The 17200-nt window shown below is 40.3% G+C and carries 17 protein-coding genes; 8 read left to right on the top strand and 9 right to left on the bottom strand.

Going from position 1 to position 17200, the window contains the following annotated elements; all coding sequences use genetic code 11:
• Positions 1 to 3: 3 nt before the first annotated feature.
• Positions 4 to 675, top strand: a complete 672-nt coding sequence (gene msrA, locus RYH73_RS02305) for a peptide-methionine (S)-S-oxide reductase MsrA (protein WP_335311641.1) — start codon at positions 4 to 6, stop codon at positions 673 to 675.
• A gap of 58 nt (positions 676 to 733) precedes the next feature.
• Positions 734 to 1129 (top strand): hypothetical protein, encoded by a 396-nt coding sequence (locus RYH73_RS02300; RefSeq protein WP_335311640.1) that lies wholly within the window; start codon positions 734 to 736, stop codon positions 1127 to 1129.
• 53 nt (positions 1130 to 1182) lie between these two features.
• Here the strand turns inward: RYH73_RS02300 and RYH73_RS02295 are convergent, their stop codons facing one another.
• From RYH73_RS02295 to RYH73_RS02275, 5 genes are all read right to left on the bottom strand, one after another.
• Positions 1183 to 2094 carry a LysR family transcriptional regulator gene (locus RYH73_RS02295; protein ID WP_335311639.1) on the bottom strand — a complete coding sequence of 304 codons (912 nt, stop codon included), beginning with the start codon at positions 2092 to 2094 and terminating at the stop codon, positions 1183 to 1185.
• Positions 2095 to 2206: 112 nt separating this feature from the next.
• Complete coding sequence (gene pfkA / locus RYH73_RS02290; RefSeq protein ID WP_335311638.1) at positions 2207 to 3181, bottom strand: 6-phosphofructokinase; 975 nt, start codon at positions 3179 to 3181, stop codon at positions 2207 to 2209.
• Between the two features lie 36 nt (positions 3182 to 3217).
• A complete protein-coding gene (locus tag RYH73_RS02285) occupies positions 3218 to 4888 on the bottom strand; it encodes a protein-disulfide reductase DsbD family protein (protein ID WP_335311637.1) in 1671 nt (556 codons plus the stop codon).
• Positions 4889 to 5018: 130 nt separating this feature from the next.
• Positions 5019 to 5468 carry a protein-disulfide reductase DsbD N-terminal domain-containing protein gene (locus RYH73_RS02280; protein ID WP_335311636.1) on the bottom strand — a complete coding sequence of 150 codons (450 nt, stop codon included), beginning with the start codon at positions 5466 to 5468 and terminating at the stop codon, positions 5019 to 5021.
• 202 nt (positions 5469 to 5670) lie between these two features.
• Positions 5671 to 6417 (bottom strand): biotin--[acetyl-CoA-carboxylase] ligase, encoded by a 747-nt coding sequence (locus tag RYH73_RS02275; protein ID WP_335312588.1) that lies wholly within the window; start codon positions 6415 to 6417, stop codon positions 5671 to 5673.
• Between the two features lie 66 nt (positions 6418 to 6483).
• Here RYH73_RS02275 and rsfS point away from each other — a divergent pair, with 66 nt between their 5' ends.
• The 5 genes from rsfS (at position 6484) to RYH73_RS02250 (ending at position 11628) form a co-directional block, all read left to right on the top strand.
• Positions 6484 to 6858 (top strand): ribosome silencing factor, encoded by a 375-nt coding sequence (gene rsfS, locus RYH73_RS02270; protein WP_335311635.1) that lies wholly within the window; start codon positions 6484 to 6486, stop codon positions 6856 to 6858.
• A 38-nt stretch (positions 6859 to 6896) separates the two neighbouring features.
• On the top strand, positions 6897 to 9023 hold the full coding sequence (gene ftsH, locus RYH73_RS02265) for an ATP-dependent zinc metalloprotease FtsH (protein ID WP_335311634.1): 2127 nt from the start codon (positions 6897 to 6899) through the stop codon (positions 9021 to 9023).
• Between the two features lie 150 nt (positions 9024 to 9173).
• Positions 9174 to 9824 (top strand): LutC/YkgG family protein, encoded by a 651-nt coding sequence (locus RYH73_RS02260; protein ID WP_335311633.1) that lies wholly within the window; start codon positions 9174 to 9176, stop codon positions 9822 to 9824.
• A 54-nt stretch (positions 9825 to 9878) separates the two neighbouring features.
• Complete coding sequence (locus RYH73_RS02255; protein ID WP_335311632.1) at positions 9879 to 10949, top strand: PA0069 family radical SAM protein; 1071 nt, start codon at positions 9879 to 9881, stop codon at positions 10947 to 10949.
• Between the two features lie 46 nt (positions 10950 to 10995).
• Complete coding sequence (locus RYH73_RS02250) at positions 10996 to 11628, top strand: rhomboid family intramembrane serine protease (protein ID WP_335311631.1); 633 nt, start codon at positions 10996 to 10998, stop codon at positions 11626 to 11628.
• On the opposite strand, the gene RYH73_RS02245 is transcribed toward RYH73_RS02250, so the two are convergent.
• From RYH73_RS02245 to RYH73_RS02230, 4 genes are all read right to left on the bottom strand, one after another.
• Positions 11625 to 12614, bottom strand: coding sequence for a hypothetical protein (locus tag RYH73_RS02245; protein WP_335311630.1), 990 nt, complete (start codon positions 12612 to 12614; stop codon positions 11625 to 11627). The two genes, RYH73_RS02250 and RYH73_RS02245, sit on opposite strands and share 4 nt — an antisense overlap.
• An 84-nt stretch (positions 12615 to 12698) precedes the next feature.
• Entirely contained in the window at positions 12699 to 13745 is a 1047-nt protein-coding gene (gene rfbB / locus RYH73_RS02240) for a dTDP-glucose 4,6-dehydratase (RefSeq protein WP_335311629.1), read from the bottom strand.
• Positions 13746 to 13782: 37 nt separating this feature from the next.
• The gene (gene galE, locus RYH73_RS02235) at positions 13783 to 14814 is read right to left on the bottom strand and encodes a UDP-glucose 4-epimerase GalE (RefSeq protein ID WP_335311628.1); all 1032 of its coding nucleotides are present in this window, start codon (positions 14812 to 14814) and stop codon (positions 13783 to 13785) included.
• A 15-nt stretch (positions 14815 to 14829) separates the two neighbouring features.
• Positions 14830 to 15813, bottom strand: a complete 984-nt coding sequence (locus tag RYH73_RS02230) for a UDP-glucuronic acid decarboxylase family protein (protein ID WP_335311627.1) — start codon at positions 15811 to 15813, stop codon at positions 14830 to 14832.
• A gap of 120 nt (positions 15814 to 15933) precedes the next feature.
• On the opposite strand from RYH73_RS02230, the gene RYH73_RS02225 reads away from it, so the two are divergent.
• Positions 15934 to 17172 (top strand): 3-deoxy-D-manno-octulosonic acid transferase, encoded by a 1239-nt coding sequence (locus tag RYH73_RS02225; RefSeq protein WP_335311626.1) that lies wholly within the window; start codon positions 15934 to 15936, stop codon positions 17170 to 17172.
• Positions 17173 to 17200 lie beyond the last annotated feature (28 nt).

Below are 17200 nucleotides of genomic sequence, written 5' to 3'. Positions count from 1 at the left end.
ACAATGAAAAAAATAGCAATGATCCTTAGCGTTATCATGGTGAATACCTATATTTCCTGCGCTGGTGGGTATCAAAAAGAGGAAAAAAAGAATCTGGAAACAGGCTTTCAATCAACTGTTAACCTTTTGGATACAGCAACCTTTGCGGCAGGTTGTTTTTGGTGTGTTGAGGCACAGTTTCAACAACTTAAGGGGGTTGATACGGTTATTTCAGGTTATACGGGGGGCCATGTTGAAAATCCGACTTATAAAGAAGTATGTACAGGTAACACTGGGCATGCAGAGGCGGTCAATATCATTTTCGATCCGAAAATGATAAGCTTTGATGAGCTGATCGAAGCTTTTTTTGTAGCACATGACCCTACGCAGCTAAATAGGCAGGGGAATGATGTGGGAACACAATATCGATCCGCCATCTTTTTTCATAATTCACAGCAGAAGGAGAAGGCGCTGTACTATGTGAAAAGATTGAATGAAGAGCATGCATACAATAAGCCGATTGTCACGCAAATAGAACCGTATAGTGCTTTCTATATAGCAGAAGATTATCATCAAAATTATTTTAATTTAAATCGAAGTGAGGGCTACTGTCAATTTGTAATAGCTCCAAAATTGGAAAAATTTGAAAAGGTTTTTAAAAAGAAGTTAAAAACTAGCAGCACGCAAATAAAATAATTTATCTTGTTAAACCTTTCGTCTATTTTTTATCTAAGTTTATTATAATGAAATGATTATGGATAAAAAATGGTTAGTTCTAGGCGCCTTTTTACTAATAATAGGTTTAGCAAAAGCGCAGCAACCACGAAATGGTGGTATGCGATTAAATCCTGATGAGCGTGCGAAAAGGACAGTGGAAATGCTTGACAAAGAGCTCCAGTTGAACCAGACACAAAAAGACTCGATTTATCAGTTTTCGCTGGCGGAGGCCAAAGAGCAGCAAACGCTATTTCAATCGGGCAGAGATGAAAGCAATAGAAGAGCAAGCTTCGAAAAAATGCGCACCCTAAGAGAAAAATCTCAGCAAAAGATAAAAGGGGTTTTAAACGACGAACAGGTGAAAAAGTATGATACTTTGCTGAAAGAAAGGCAGAATCGGATGGGTGGACGAAGAGGCGGTAGGAATGCCTAAGTAATTGTAAAAAAGAGTTGTAGCTTTTCAAAAGCTACAACTCTTTTTTATTATTAGGTAGCATGGATAAAAAATTGCTCCTGCCGCTTAGCAAACCGCATAAATAATTCAGGAAGACCAGATAGGGGCCCGTGAGGATGAATGAAGAAAAAACTGCGTTCGATGGTAAAGTTTTCTATTTCAACAACCTTGAGACGTTTTTCCTGTAGCTCCCGTGTGATGGCATGTATAGAAAGAAAAGCAAAACTATTGCTATGGAAGAGAAATTGCTTAATACTTTCCGTACTCGCTAAATTAACGTTTATCTGTAACTCCTGTAGATCCAGTCCCTTTCCTTTTAAATGTTTGGCGATAACGTCGTTTGTCCCGGATCCATTCTCACGCATAATGAAATCAAGCGCTCGTAAGTCCTGAAATGAACATATTGCTTTCAAAGCAAGTGGATTTTCGGTACGTGTAACCAAAACAATTTCATCCTTAAATAGCGGGGTGTATTTCATGGATTTATTCTGCGTTAAGCCCTCGATAATTCCAAGGTCAATGGTTTTGTCATCCAACCAGTCTTCTACTTGCTGCGTATTGCCATGAGCCACCTCAATATGGATACCATCGTAATTGCGGTGAAAGTTCGCTAGTATAAAAGGAATGATATAGTGAGAAATAGTGGTGCTAGCTCCTAATTTTAATTTTCCGGATGTCTCGCCCTTTAATGTATCGATTTCGTAAGTTGCTTTATTGTATTGTTCGATAATAAGGCGGGCATGTTTGTAGAGAATGGAGCCCGCCGCAGTCAGCTTGAGTTTATTACCGCTCCGTTCGAAAAGGGATAATCCAACTTGCTGCTCTAGTTCCTGAATATTTTTGCTTACAGCAGGTTGCGATATAAAAAGTTCCGAAGCTGTTTTTGTAAAATTCAATTGTGTAGCAGCGGTGAAAAACACTTTTAATCTGAAATCACACTCCATAAACCAGGTTTTATCTAATATTTTTGCTTCGGTTCCGCTAAAGTCCGTTTCCATTGCAAAGAGTGCTCGACTACCAATCAAGCATCTCTCTTCAAATCATTTTACAAATAAACTAGGATAAGATATCCACAATTTTAAGAAGACTAGGCGTGAGCGAGTCTATATGTTTGATGGCTTTGCTAAATGGTGTAAAAGCGATGTCGCCATTGATAACTCCCGCCATTTCTCCTCTACGCCCCGCTAGTAGGGCTTCAACCGCTGCAACACCTAGACGGCTTGCCAGTACGCGATCCATACAAGTGGGACTCCCTCCACGTTGGATGTGACCTAAAATAGAAACTCTAGTATCATAATTTGGGAAATGTTTCTTTACCAGCTCAGCAATAACGAATGCTCCGCCTTCCACATCACCTTCCGCGACTAATACGATTTTTGAAGATTTATCTCTTCTGCCATGTGCTAATTTTTCCAGTAAAGCGGTTGAATCTGTTGCGCTTTCGGGAATTAAAATCGCTTCCGCTCCCGTTCCTATTCCACTCCGGAGTGCAATAAGGCCTGAATCGCGCCCCATTACTTCGATGATAAATAGGCGATCATGAGATTCCGCAGTATCCCTGATTTTATCAACAGCACTGATAACGGTATTGATAGCCGTATCATAACCAATGGTAAAATCAGTCCCGGCTAAATCATTATCGATAGTGCCGGGAAGTCCCATTACCGGAATGTCATGTTCTTCAATGAATTTTGCGGCTCCTGTAAAGGTTCCGTCTCCGCCTATAGCCACTAATCCATCAATTTCGAATTGTCTAATTTGTTCATAAGCACGTAGACGTCCTTCGACTGTTCTGAATTCTTTACTACGCGCTGTCTTTAAAATAGTTCCGCCGCGTTGAATGATATTGGCTACAGATTTAGCATCCATCGGAAAGATATCTCCATTTACCATCCCATCGTAGCCCCGTTGAATACCGAATACATTCAGGTTATAATGTAAGCCCGTCCGCACAACTGCGCGTATGGCGGCGTTCATACCCGGGGAATCCCCACCTGAAGTAAATACTGCAATATTTTTGATTGTGCTCATATTGTAAATGTATAGCTAATTTGATTATTACGGACACTATGGACGCTCTTTATAAGCCTTGATCCCCGATTCAAGAAATTCGATATAATTTTGTGGATCATAATTCGCTCCTTGAGGAGGAACCAAGACATCACCGTCACTATCTACAATAACATACAACGGTTGTGAGTTGCTATTGAATTTGGATGCCTGGAAATCGCTCCATTTTTTTCCGATCGTATTGATCTTTTTCTTGCTGTAAGTAGATATGTATTGCTCGTCTTGAGGCAGACTGGTTTTATCGTCAACAAATAATTCAGCCATAATAAACTCATTGTTTAGCAAGGCTTTCACACGAGGATCTGTCCAAACATTTGCTTCCATTTTGCGGCAGTTCACACAGTTCCACCCCGTGAAATCAATTAAAACGGGTTTATTGGTTTGTTTGGAAACCTCCAGGGCTTGTTCATAATCGTAATAAGGGTCAAAACCTTTTGGCGTTCCACGCTCATGAAAAATCTCCGCATACTTCTTAGGTCCAGCATTCGTTGCAGAAGTAGGGGGTGGCACCGATATGCCGGCGCTTAAGTCAAAATCCTGGGTGGCGCTAGGGGGCAGAAATGCACTGACAGACTTAAGTGGGGCTCCCCACATACCCGGGATAAGGTATATGACAAAAGATAGGACTACGATTGCAAAAAATGTGCGTAAAACGGATAAATGTTGCACTTCACTATCGTGTGCAAATCGGATTTTTCCTAGAAGGTACAATCCCATTAAACCAAATATAACAATCCAGAGGGCTAAAAATACTTCCCTATCCAACCAATTCCAATGGTATGCCAAATCTACATTCGATAGAAATTTTAGTGCAAAAGCTAATTCGAGGAACCCTAATACGACCTTCACACTATTTAGCCAGCCACCCGACTTCGGCAAGGACTTCAGTAAGGAAGGGAATAAAGCGAAGACAGCAAAGGGAATGGCCAGGGCTAGGGAAAAACCAAACATACCAATGGCAGGCCCCAGACGCTCGCCTTTAGAGGCTGCATCGACTAATAAAGTGCCGATTAAGGGCCCTGTGCAGGAGAAGGAAACCAAGGCAAGGCTAAAAGCCATAAAAAAAATGCCTAGAAGACCTCCTTGATCCGATTTCGCGTCTACTTTGTTGACAAATGAACTGGGCAGTGTGATTTCAAAAGCACCCAAAAAAGAGGCGGCAAAAACCACTAACAACAAGAAAAATAAGAAATTAAAAATACCATTAGTGGATAGTGCGTTTAGCGCGTCCGATCCAAAAAAGATAGTAACGAGCATCCCCAATCCGACATAAATAACGATAATAGATAAGCCATATAAGATGGCTTGTCCAATCGCTCTTGATTTAGAACCGGCCCTTTTTGTAAAAAAACTAACGGTTAAAGGAAGCATGGGAAATATACAGGGCATTAAAATAGCAGCAAAGCCGAAGAGTAGTCCATTAATGAATATTTGCCAGAGTGAAACGCTTCGCTCTGTGTTGGCAGCAACTTCCTGTTGAGCAGATAAATCCTTTGTCGGTCCAGTTGACTGGACCGTATCTGCTACTGTGGTATCTTCCGTTATATCTGTAAATTCTATACCATCCAAAGAGATGGAATCTGTTTGTAACGTAAGCGCAGAAGCTTCGTTTACGAAAAAGCTGAGAAAAATGCTTGCTAATGTAATTATAATGAATTTTCTATACATCAGTTTTTGTTTGAAGGCGTGAAATTAGTAATTATTCCTGACAGGGAGTCAATTTTCAGGTCTCCTTATTGTAAATAAAGTGCGGTATAGGTTAGATGAAATAAGCAAAAACGGCTTGCGCCGTTTTTGCTTATTTTATTGGAATATTGAAATTTACCTCATCAGGCGGCAAACACTCCTTATCGTTACAGACCATAAACTCAATGGTACCTTTAACAGCTGTTGTTGCTTTATTCAGTTTGATTTTTTGTTGGAAAACAACTTCATTTTCAAAATACACAACGTCCATGTCAAATACCTTTTCGAAGTGACTTATCCCTTTCGGTTCCGTAGTTTTGCCAAGGGGGGTGTAATCGGTTGATTTTGTGAAGGTTAAACTGGTAGGTACAGGGCCTCCCGGCTTAATGTTCTGTGAGTAAATATGCCAACCTTTCTCAATGGTGGCTTTTATTAGAAGTACAGCTTCATTATTATTGATCTTTTTGGCGGCATAGGCCCATTTAACTGGGGTTTTAATCTGTGCAGAAACAGCCAAGGTGCTGAAAATCAAGAGAACTAAAAATGCACTGAATTTTTTCATTTTAATACAATTTGTTTTTTGACGCTGACAGTCAAATAAGGTTTAAACGTTTGTGTGAATTTTGGCCTTAGTTAAAAATACGAGACTAAGGACGGTGCAAACATATAGAAAAGGAGGGGATTATGCAATGTACCGGCACTTGTCCCGATCGGTACTTTAGTCAGTTTTTACCGTACTACTTCTGTATAGTTGGCAGGAAACGTCAAATGAAAGCGATTTCTTTGATTGCGTACTCTGTCAATTTGCCGTCAAAATCCACTATAAGTTTCCCTTCCTTACTAACGTCAAGGATTGTGCCGTTTTTGCATTGTCCAGCAATGAGGAAGTTTGCCGGTTGTCCTAATCGATAAAGAAAGCCTTTGTATCGCTTCTTTTGTTGTGCAGCTTGTCTGCCTTTAAGTTTTTGGTACTCAATACTTAAATGAAAGCAAAGCGTTTGGAGCAAAGTTTTTACCTCAAACTCCCGATTCAGGAGTTGTTTAAGAGAGACACTTTTTGCCTGGTAGTCGCCAAAGTCAGTTTGGTTGATATTAAGACCTATGCCAATAATAGCATGTTTCCAGCTTATTCCTCGAAGTATATTTTCAATAAGAATTCCACCAATCTTTTTATCCAAATAATAGATATCGTTGGGCCATTTTATACGGAGGTTTTTACCCAATATCGGTTCTAAAGTATCGATTATAGCCAAACTGACGGCAATGTTCAATTCAAACTGATCCTTTGGTAAGAGAAAAGTTGGGTTCAAAAGAATACTGCAGATTAGATTTTTGCCGGGCTCACTCTTCCAAACATTGCCTGCTTGTCCCTTTCCCGCATATTGTTCTACTGCCATTATTACAGTTCCTTCAGTATATGGCTTAGAATTTGACAGATTAGATTTTAGATAATCATTAGTTGAGCTTACCTGTTGAAGAGTAATAATATTTTCTCCAACAATAAGTCCCAAAAAAGTGTTACTTTGCAAAGTCTTTGTGGCATTAAATGAAAAACTGTTCAAAACTAAAATTTTTTAATGGTAAAAGGTAAAAAGGTTAAAGAATCCACTCATCTCTCGGAAATTATTATACATGGTATCCAAGAGAAGAAAGGTAACGAAATAGTTAGATTAGACCTCCAAAATATTCATAGTTCGGTTTCTGATTATTTTGTAGTATGTCATGCCGAATCGACAACCCAAGTGCGGGCGATAGCGAAAAGTGTGGAAGAGGAAGTGTATAAAGCAGTTAAGCAAGATCCTTGGCGAAAAGAAGGGCTCGATCATGCTGAATGGATTCTGCTAGATTACATAGACGTTGTTGTACATATCTTCAAGACGGATAAAAGGCAATTTTATGCGATAGAAGATTTATGGGGCGATGCAGAGATGAAGTATTTCCAAAGTGCATAGATTCCCCAAGCTAAATAAACAAAGAGGATAAACAATTTATGAAAGATAATATGTCAAATCAACCTGGGAAAATAAAGAAAGTTCCGGGAAAGAAAATCAGCCCCAAACCTCCAAAATTCAATATCATGTGGTTATGGATAGCCATGATATTGGGTTTTATCGCGCTCCAATATGTTTTCACAGGAGAGAGTGCGAAAGAAATCACCTATCAGCGATTCGAGTCTACTATGTTGAAAGAGGGCGATGTAGAAAAGTTAGTAGCCTATAAGAGAAACGAATTAATTGGGGTGGAAGTTTATATAAAAAAGGATAAACTCAATCAAGAGAAATATAAAGATGTACGGCCAAAGAATAACGGACTTAACCTCTCAACAGGTAATGCAGGTCCGCAGTATTTTTTTCAGGACGGCTCTTTTGATGCCTTAGAGCGTAAATTAAATGCTGCGCAACAAGGTGTTCCCGAAAATCAACGGGTAAATGTGACATTAGAAGAGCGAAATAGCCCTTGGACCGGCTGGTTGCTTTCTATCATCTTACCTTTGGGACTTGTTATTCTTTTTTGGGTTTTCATCATGCGCAGAATGGGTGGTGGCGCAGGAGGTGCCGGCGGTCAGATTTTCAATATTGGTAAATCTAAAGCGCAGCTATTTGATAAAGAATCGCAGGTTAATATCACGTTCAACGATGTTGCAGGACTGGAAGAAGCGAAGCAAGAGGTGATGGAAATCGTAGATTTTCTGAGAAACCCGAAAAAGTACACCAATTTAGGGGGAAAGATTCCAAAAGGAGCATTATTAGTCGGGTCTCCCGGTACAGGAAAAACCTTATTAGCTAAGGCAGTTGCCGGGGAAGCTCAAGTACCTTTCTTTTCACTGTCAGGGTCCGATTTCGTAGAAATGTTTGTTGGAGTTGGTGCATCACGTGTACGTGACTTGTTCAAGCAAGCGAAAGATAAAGCACCTTGCATTATTTTTATTGATGAGATCGATGCAATTGGACGTGCTCGCGGGAAAAATAATATTGTTGGCGGAAATGACGAAAGAGAAAATACACTGAATCAATTATTGGTGGAGATGGATGGATTCGGGACGGATTCCGGTATCATCATATTAGCCGCTACAAACCGACCGGACGTATTGGATTCTGCTTTATTAAGGCCTGGACGTTTTGATCGACAGATTTCGATCGATAAACCTGATTTGGTTGGCAGGGAACAAATATTTAAAGTGCATTTAAAACCAATTAAATTAGCGGCAGATGTTGAAGCAAAGAAATTATCTGCACAGACGCCTGGTTTTGCGGGTGCTGAGATTGCGAATGTGTGCAATGAAGCTGCACTTATAGCTGCGCGAAAAAATAAAGAATCTGTTGATATGCAGGATTTCCAAGACGCGATAGACCGAGTCATTGGTGGATTGGAAAAGAAAAATAAGATTATTTCACCAGAGGAAAAACGTATTGTTGCCTATCATGAGGCAGGACATGCTATTGCTGGATGGTTTTTAGAGCATGCCGATCCTCTAGTAAAAGTGTCCATTGTTCCAAGAGGAGTGGCGGCATTGGGTTATGCGCAATATTTACCAAAAGAGCAATTTTTATATACTACTGAACAGCTGATCGATGGTATGTGCATGACAATGGGCGGAAGGGTTGCTGAAGATATTACATTTGGCAAAATTTCTACCGGTGCACAGAACGATTTGGAGCGTATTACCAAGTTGGCTTATGCAATGGTAGCTGTGTATGGTATGAACGGAAAAGTGGGGAATGTATCATTTAATGATGGTCAAGAGTCCCAGTTTCAAAAACCGTATTCCGAAAAAACGGCCGAACTTATTGATGAAGAAGTCCGCAAATTGATAAGTGATGTTTATGATAAAACCAGGCAATTGCTTACCGAGAAATCAGATGGTTTGAAGGCTTTGGCTGAAAAGCTGTTGGAAAAGGAAATACTGTTCCAGTCTGATTTGGAAGAAATATTAGGTAAAAGACCTTTCGATCATCGGACCACCTATGATGAATTTGTTAACGGAGATGAAGGTTCTTCTGATCAGCGCAAGGCTGCTGAAGGTTTAATGCATGAAGGTGTGGGTGATAACTCGGGAACCTTTGATAAGAGTAAATCTTCAGACGATAATAGCGCGACAGATACTGTTAAGCAGTAATAATGTAAATGAACTCTATATAAAAAGGAAGAGGCGCGACTGACTCAGTCGCGCCTCTTCCTTTTTATATTCACCATTCAGTGTACAGTCTATCTTCTCCTTCAAATTTTTAATAAAAAACTCATACCTTGCACTTTAAATAGATTGATTATGCAAGAAGCTACTGCGAAGGAAAGATTGCTGAAGAAAATACGAAAAGCGTTGTTGCTAAAGCGCGATAATCCCTACCCTAATCTGGAAGAGGTGCCGTTATACAAAGAATCTGACGAGGTTATCGAGATATTATTTGCCCAAAATTTTACAGCAGTTGCAGGGAATTTCGTTTTTTGTGAAGATGAAATCCAGTTGATAGAAAGCCTACTTGCGATTACGGAAAAGGAAGGGCTTAGAAAGATTTATGCTTGGGAAAAAGAGATACAGAAAATACTGGATCGCTATGAATTTCCATACTTTAGAGGTGACACGGAGTTCCAAAAAGCAGAAATGGGTATTACAAAATGCGAAGCCTTAATTGCTCGATCTGGGAGTATTATGGTAAGCAATGGTGATCTTGCGGGCAGGAGATTGAGTATTTATCCGCACGTGCACGTAGTCATTGCTTATACGTCGCAATTGGTAATGGACCTAAAGGACGGGTTTGAACTTATTAAACAGCGATATAACCAAGAGCTGCCAACGATGATCAGTACCATTACAGGTCCTAGTAGAACAGCCGATATTGAAAAAACGCTGGTTTTGGGGGCTCATGGGCCGAAGCAGCTCTATTTACTCCTAGTCGACGATACCTTCGAATCAGTTTAAACAAATATACTAAAAATAATAGTATTTAAACTAATATTTTTAGTATATTTGTTTATGGACGCAATACAAAATGAGGAGTATTTTAGAGGCAGGGGTGCTCAAATCAATACACACAATAAATTTTTCAAGAATAAATATATTTGCGAGCACATTGAGGGCTTGGATGAACCTTTTTTGGAAAACACTGCGACTCAGGTAATCGAATCGTATCCTAAACAAATCATCAGCGAAAGTGACAGCCCGGACTTACGCTTTATGCGATCAATTAACCCTTATCAGGGCTGTGAGCATGGTTGCATTTATTGCTATGCACGGAATGCGCACGAATATTGGGGTTATAGTGCAGGTTTGGATTTTGAAAGAAAGATTATTGTCAAGCGCAACTGCGCGGCACTTTTGGAAAAGGAGTTTAATGCAAAAAGCTATGTTCCTTCCACCATTATGCTTTCTGGTAATACAGATTGTTACCAGCCGTTAGAACGTAAACTTAAGCTTACTCGCTCCCTGCTTGAGGTATTTCTAAAATATAAACATCCTGTCTCTATTATCAGTAAAAACAACTTGATACTTCGTGATCTTGATATCTTAAGTGAACTGGCAAAATGGAAGCTTGTACAGGTTGCTGTTACCATCAATTCCTTGAATGAGGAGTTGAGACAAAAGATGGAACCCAGAACCGTGACAGCTGCTGGTCGACTCAAGGTAATTAGACAATTAACAGACACAGGTATCCCCGTCATGCTGATGTGTGCACCAATTGTACCAGGGTTGAATAGTGATGAAATGCCCGCACTTATTGAGCAAGCGGCAAAGCATGGCGCAACTGCCGCCTCCTTCACCATTGTAAGGTTGAACGGTGCGATTAGTGAGCTGTTTAAAGATTGGGTCTATAAAGCTTTTCCCGATCGGGCCGAAAAGATCTTACATGGTATCGCGGCTTGTCATGGAGGGAATCTAAATGATAGTCAGTTCGGTCGGCGAATTAGTGGGGAAGGGCGACTTGCTGAAAGTCTGCATCAGTTATTTAAGTTATCGGTGTCTCGTTTTATGGGGGGGAATAAATTGCCTGAATTGCGCACAGACTTGTTTGTACCGATGCAGGGTAAACAATTAGGATTATTCTAGCGATTAATGACATTTTTTTAGTATTTTCAACCCTATTATTTAAGATATGGAGAGTTATATCACGGAAACACCTGTAGCCAGCCTGATTTTTATTTTCACACTTATTACTAGCATTTATGCCTTTTCGAATCACGGCGTTCTTGAAAAGTTCATGTTGCATCCGTACAGCATAAGTAGGGGAGAACGAGTATATACGCTACTTACCAGCGGTATGATCCACCGAGATTGGATGCATTTATTTTTTAACATGTTCACCTTTTCTTTTTTCGGGTTTCAGCTAGAGCGAATATTGGCTTCGATCAGTAGCTGGGGGCATATACAATTCGCTTTGATTTATTTGTTGAGTTTGATTATCAGCGATATCACTACGATCATCAAGCAGAAAAACCATTATAATTACTATAGTCTTGGTGCTTCAGGAGCTATTTGCGGAGTGCTTTTTAGTGCTATTTTATTTCAACCCACTTCTTATATTGGCGTATTTTTTATTCCCATCCCTGCGGTTATTTTCGGACCGTTGTTTTTATTCTACTGCATTTGGGCAGCTAGAGTCGGCCGCGATAGTATTAATCACGACGCCCATTTCTATGGCGCTGTTGTTGGCGTAGTTGTTACTATATTATTATATCCCCAAGTAATTGGTCATTTTTTCACGGCTGTAGGGCAATTGCTTACTTAATTGTCATATGTCTTTGGCAACTCTATCGTTTCACAAGGACGAAAAGCGCCGGTTTGATCCGTTAGGAATGTCATGGGGTTTTCAGGATCTTTAATGATTTCAAATAATGTGAACCCCCAAGGTTTCCAGAAATTTTCCAGTACCTGCCCATACGTTTTAGCTTGAAAGGGGTCAAAGATCGGGCGTGTGTCAGTACCGGCTAGCGGCATGGGTTCGATATAAACAACTTCTTCTGTTGGAAGTATCGCATATTCAGGTAGTCGATTAAAAAGGTAAGCAGAATAAAAGAAAAGCCCACAAATTTCCTCGAACTGAATTGGGTGCAATTTCTTACCGGATACTATTTGAAGCTTCGTGTCGTGGTATTTGTTGTTAGCCCCATTGTCCTGTAAGCAAGCGACGATGCCGAAATTTTTCATACGTAACGAGAAAACGAGCGTATTTATTTCATCTCGGTAATTGAACTTGTCATCTATGCTGTCTATTTCAAATATGTTGATACTGAAAGGTAAGTTAACTTCAAATTCCATCGGTCTAATCATGGATTGTAGCATAACATGTAGATTGGTGAACTTTCTAGCTAAAACTTGTGAAAAATTCATGGCTTCACCGCTCATAAGTTGCTGCCTTATTCCTAATTGTATTTCATTGAATACGATGCCATAAAGGAGCTTTCCGATCCACTGAAATAATAATTGGCTGTCAAGTTTAATCACTTCCTCATAACCACCAAGAAAGGCAGATTTTATGGCTTCTTCTAGTTTTTCCAGCTTATCGGAGGTCTCTACCGAACAAGGAACTTGAAGTTTCTTGTAAGTTGTTATACTTTCATCAAGGAGTTTGAATGGTTTTTCCTCCAGCTGATAGTGCTGCATCAGCCAAGAAGGAAATACTTGTATTTGTTCTTCGGATGATGTTAAAGTCTGGCCGCTTAAGAAACAAGTTTTATTGTCAAACGAAAATTTCTGAAAAGGATTGTATAACATTGTTAAATAGTTAATAGGGAACAGTTAGTAGGGACCTTGTTGAATCGAGATAGCTAATTATTTTGTTTTTAACTTCCTACTGCCTTATTCCCTTTCATACTGCTTACTATAATATTCTTTATAAGCCCCTGATGTGACGTTATTTAGCCATTCTTCATTTGCTAGATACCAATCAACGGTCTTTTCCAAACCCTCTTCAAATTGCAAGCTCGGCACCCATTCCAATTCCTTTTGAAGTTTCGTAGAATCGATGGCATATCGTAAATCATGGCCCGCCCGATCTTTCACGAATGTGATGAGCTTTTCCGATTCGCCTATTGAGCGTCCGAGTTTCCGATCCATAATACTACATAATAGTTTGATCAGATCGATGTTCTTCCATTCATTATGGCCACCGATATTGTAGGTATCGCCCGCCTTTGCCCGATGGAAAATCACATCGATGGCACGGGCGTGATCTTCTACCCAAAGCCAGTCCCGAACGTTTTCCCCCTTTCCGTATACAGGTACAGGTTTCTCGTTCTTTATGTTATGAATTGCCAAGGGAATCAGCTTTTCCGGAAAATGATGTGAACCATAATTGTTGGAACAATTGGAGATGACCGTATTGAGCCCATAAGTGTCATGGTAGGCTCTGACAAAATGATCGGAACTTGCCTTTGAAGCAGAGTAGGGAGAGTGCGGATCATATTTGGTCTCTTCGGTGAACATGCCGCTTTCTCCCAATGCCCCATATACTTCGTCCGTGCTAACATGATAAAAACGCTTGCTCTGATCAGTTGCCCAGTATTTACGCGCGGCATTCAGTAGATTAACCGTTCCGACAACGTTGGTCAGCACGAAATCCAAGGGATTGCTAATAGAGCGATCGACATGTGATTCAGCAGCCAAGTGGATCACCGCATCGGGTTTGGTGCGTTCGAACAGTCCGTCGATAAAAGCGGCATCGGTGATATCCCCCTTAACAAACTGATAATTTGATCTGTCCTCTATATCCTTTAAATTGGCCAGATTACCTGCATACGTCAGATTATCGAGATTAAAGATATGATATTGCGGGTAGTTGTTGACAAAACGTCTTACCACGTGCGATCCAATAAATCCTGCACCGCCTGTTATAATGATATTCATGGTCTTTCTATTAGAAATGTTTGCAAAATAAGATATATTATCCAAATGGATTTTTTTCTTTTAAATAAACCTCCCAGGCCCAGGCAGAACGCATCATTTCTTCGACACCCAATTCCGCCTTCCATCCCAGCTCGGTTGCTGATTTAGACACATCGCCCCAAACCTTCTCAATGTCTCCAACCCGACGGGCCCCTATTTGAAAATTCAGTTTGACACCGGTTGACGATTCAAAAGCTTTGATAATTTCGAGTACAGATAAGCCTTTACCGGTGCCAATGTTGAATACTTCATAATTCGTTTCCGCCTTTTGCTCCTCTAAGCGTTTTATGGCCGCCACGTGTGCCTTTGCTAAATCTACCACATGGATGTAATCTCTAATAGCCGATCCATCGGGAGTATCATAATCATCTCCGAATACCGTGATTTTTTCTCGTTTTCCGATGGCGGTTTGTGTAATAAAAGGGACAAGATTTTGTGGGACGCCCAAGGGTAATTCGCCGATTAATGCGCTTGCATGTGCCCCTACCGGGTTAAAATAACGTAGCGCAATGATATGATAATTGGAAAATGCTTTGGCTGTATCGCTCAAGATTTCCTCAGCTACTTGCTTGGTATTGCCATAGGGCGATTCGGCCTTTTGTACAGGGGCTGCTTCGGTGACGGGGAGCTCTTTGGGTTGTCCGTAAACGGTACAGCTTGAGGAGAATACAAAATTAATGTCACGTCCCTTAAAGGCGTTTAATAAATTAAGTAAAGAAAAGAAATTGTTTCGATAATACTTAATTGGTTCTTCTACTGATTCTCCGACAGCCTTACTAGCTGCAAAGTGAATAAGGCCCGTAATTTCAGGGTTGTTATTTACAAATTCGGCTACTTTTTGCTCGTCGCAGAGGTCAAATTCATGAAACTCGGGGCTGTCTCCCGTGATGGAAGCAATCTGTTTCAATACCCCTCGGTTGGAATTTGACAAGTTATCAATAATAACAGGCGTGTAACCAGCACGCTGTAGTTCTACAACAGTATGCGACCCGATATATCCGGTGCCGCCAGTAACCAAAATTTTGCTCATATGAAGAATCTTTTATTAATGCTTGTTATAATACGTAAAATCTTTGTGTTTTATTTCCTTTTCAGGAAGAGATTTGAAATATTCGTAGGTCTTTTGCAAACCTTCTGTTCGGTCTACTTTGGGCTCCCAACCCAGCACCTCCTTAGCTTTCGTTATATCCGGTCTTCTTTGTTTAGGATCGTCTACAGGTAGGTCGCGATAAACTAGTTTTTGAGATGTTCCTGTCAATTTTATAATTTCCTCACCGAATTGTTTAATGGTGATTTCATCCGGGTTTCCTATGTTGAGTGGGTGCGTATAATCACTCATCAATAGACGATAAATACCGTCTATCTGATCGTCTACATAACAAAATGAACGCGTCTGCGATCCGTCACCGAATACTGTCAAATCTTCGCCTCTTAGCGCTTGACCGATAAATGCGGGTAATACTCTTCCATCATTCAATCGCATGCGTGGGCCATAAGTGTTGAATATCCTGACAATTCGCGTATCTAATCCATGAAAGGTATGATAAGCCATCGTAATGGCTTCCTGAAAGCGCTTTGCCTCATCATATACACCGCGGGGACCAACCGGGTTTACATTTCCCCAGTACGCTTCCGACTGAGGGCTAACGGTAGGATCTCCGTATACTTCTGAGGTAGATGCCACTAAGATACGGGATTCTTTAGAACGTGCTAAACCGAGAAGATTATGGGTGCCTAGAGAGCCTACTTTTAATGTTTGAATTGGAATTTTCAGATAGTCAATCGGACTGGCCGGGGATGCGAAATGTAAAATATAGTCTAAGCGTCCCGGCACATATACAAATTTAGAAACATCGTGATTATAAAATTCAAAATTTTCCAGTTTAAATAGGTGTTCGATGTTTCTTAGATCTCCGGTTATGAGGTTGTCCATTCCAATTACATGAAAATCCTCTCTAATAAATCGATCACATAGGTGTGATCCTAGAAAACCAGCTGCTCCGGTAATAAGTATACGCTTTCTCGACATGCTTTAATAAATGTTTGGAATATTCTTTGGCGAAGATAAACAAATTGAATATAATTGCCGTTTCTTATAAAAACTATCAGGCTTTATCCGCCTTTAAGTGATTCATAATCTTCTAGTAGCATGTGGATATTATATAATTTGGGTATTTTTTTAGGTCAGTTTTTTGTATATATCGCCGCGCCCTTTAATGTCAGAATTCGAAAATGGAAAGAGGGTAGGAGAGATTTGTTTAAACACATCATCCGCCAAGTAGATTCATCGAAAAAACATACTTGGTTCCATTTTGCTTCATTGGGAGAATTTGAACAAGGACGAACAGTTTTGGAGGCTTATCGGGAGCATTTTCCGGATAAATTGGTGGTAGTTACTTTCTTTTCTCCATCGGGCTATGAGGTGCGTGCTAACTATGCAAAAGCAGATCATGTGTTTTACCTTCCCGCAGACACACCAAACAAAGCGCGCAGATTTATTGAGCTGATCAATCCTGAAGAAGTGTTCTTCGTAAAATATGAATTTTGGCATAATTATTTTAAAGTGCTTCATAATCGGGGAATTCCCCTTTATTTAGTTTCAGCTATATTCCGGAAAGGACAGTTTTATTTCACTTGGTACGGCCGATTTTTTAGATCGACCTTGCGGTATGTGACTTTTTATTTCGCACAAAATCAGGAAAGCGTTTCGCTGCTACATCGTATTGGCCTAAAAAACGTCGCTTTAACAGGGGATACGCGATTCGACCGTGTTGCACATCTTTCGCAACATAAGCGCGAGATCGAGGTGGTCTCCCAGTTTGTGAAAGGGCATAAAGTGCTGGTGGCCGGAAGTACCTGGTTACCGGACGAAGAGTTAATTATGTCTTTACGACAGGTTTATCCTGAGTGGAAAATAGTAATCGCACCACATATGGTTGACACCGTTCATTTAGATGAAATTGATAATCGATTTAAACAGAGTGTTCGCTTTTCGACATTAAATAGCAGCATTCGACCAATAGATAATGCGAATGTTTTTGTTCTAATTATTGATAATATTGGGATGCTTTCTTACTTATATAGCTATGCTGATGTCGCTTATGTTGGCGGAGGTTTCGGTGTGGGTATTCATAATATATTGGAAGCAGCAACCTATGGTGTTCCTGTAATTTTTGGGCCTAATTATCAGAAATTTCAAGAAGCAAAAGATCTAATTGCAGCTAAAGCAGCTTATAGCGTTCACAACTTACAAGAGTTTGTCGCTCTGTTTGAACGTTTACAAGAAACAGCGATAAGAGAAGAAGCCGGAAATCGGGCATATGGCTATGTGCAACAACAGGCGGGTGCTACAGGGAAGATTATGGATTATTTGGCAGGAAGCCGTTGAGTAGGTAAATAGTTAAGTAGCAGCGTTT

The sequence above is a fragment of the Olivibacter sp. CPCC 100613 genome, assembly GCF_036959255.1.
Lineage (GTDB): Bacteria > Bacteroidota > Bacteroidia > Sphingobacteriales > Sphingobacteriaceae > Olivibacter.
The sequence above is the reverse complement of the archived record's forward strand: the minus strand, read 5'-3'. Positions and strand labels throughout refer to the sequence as shown.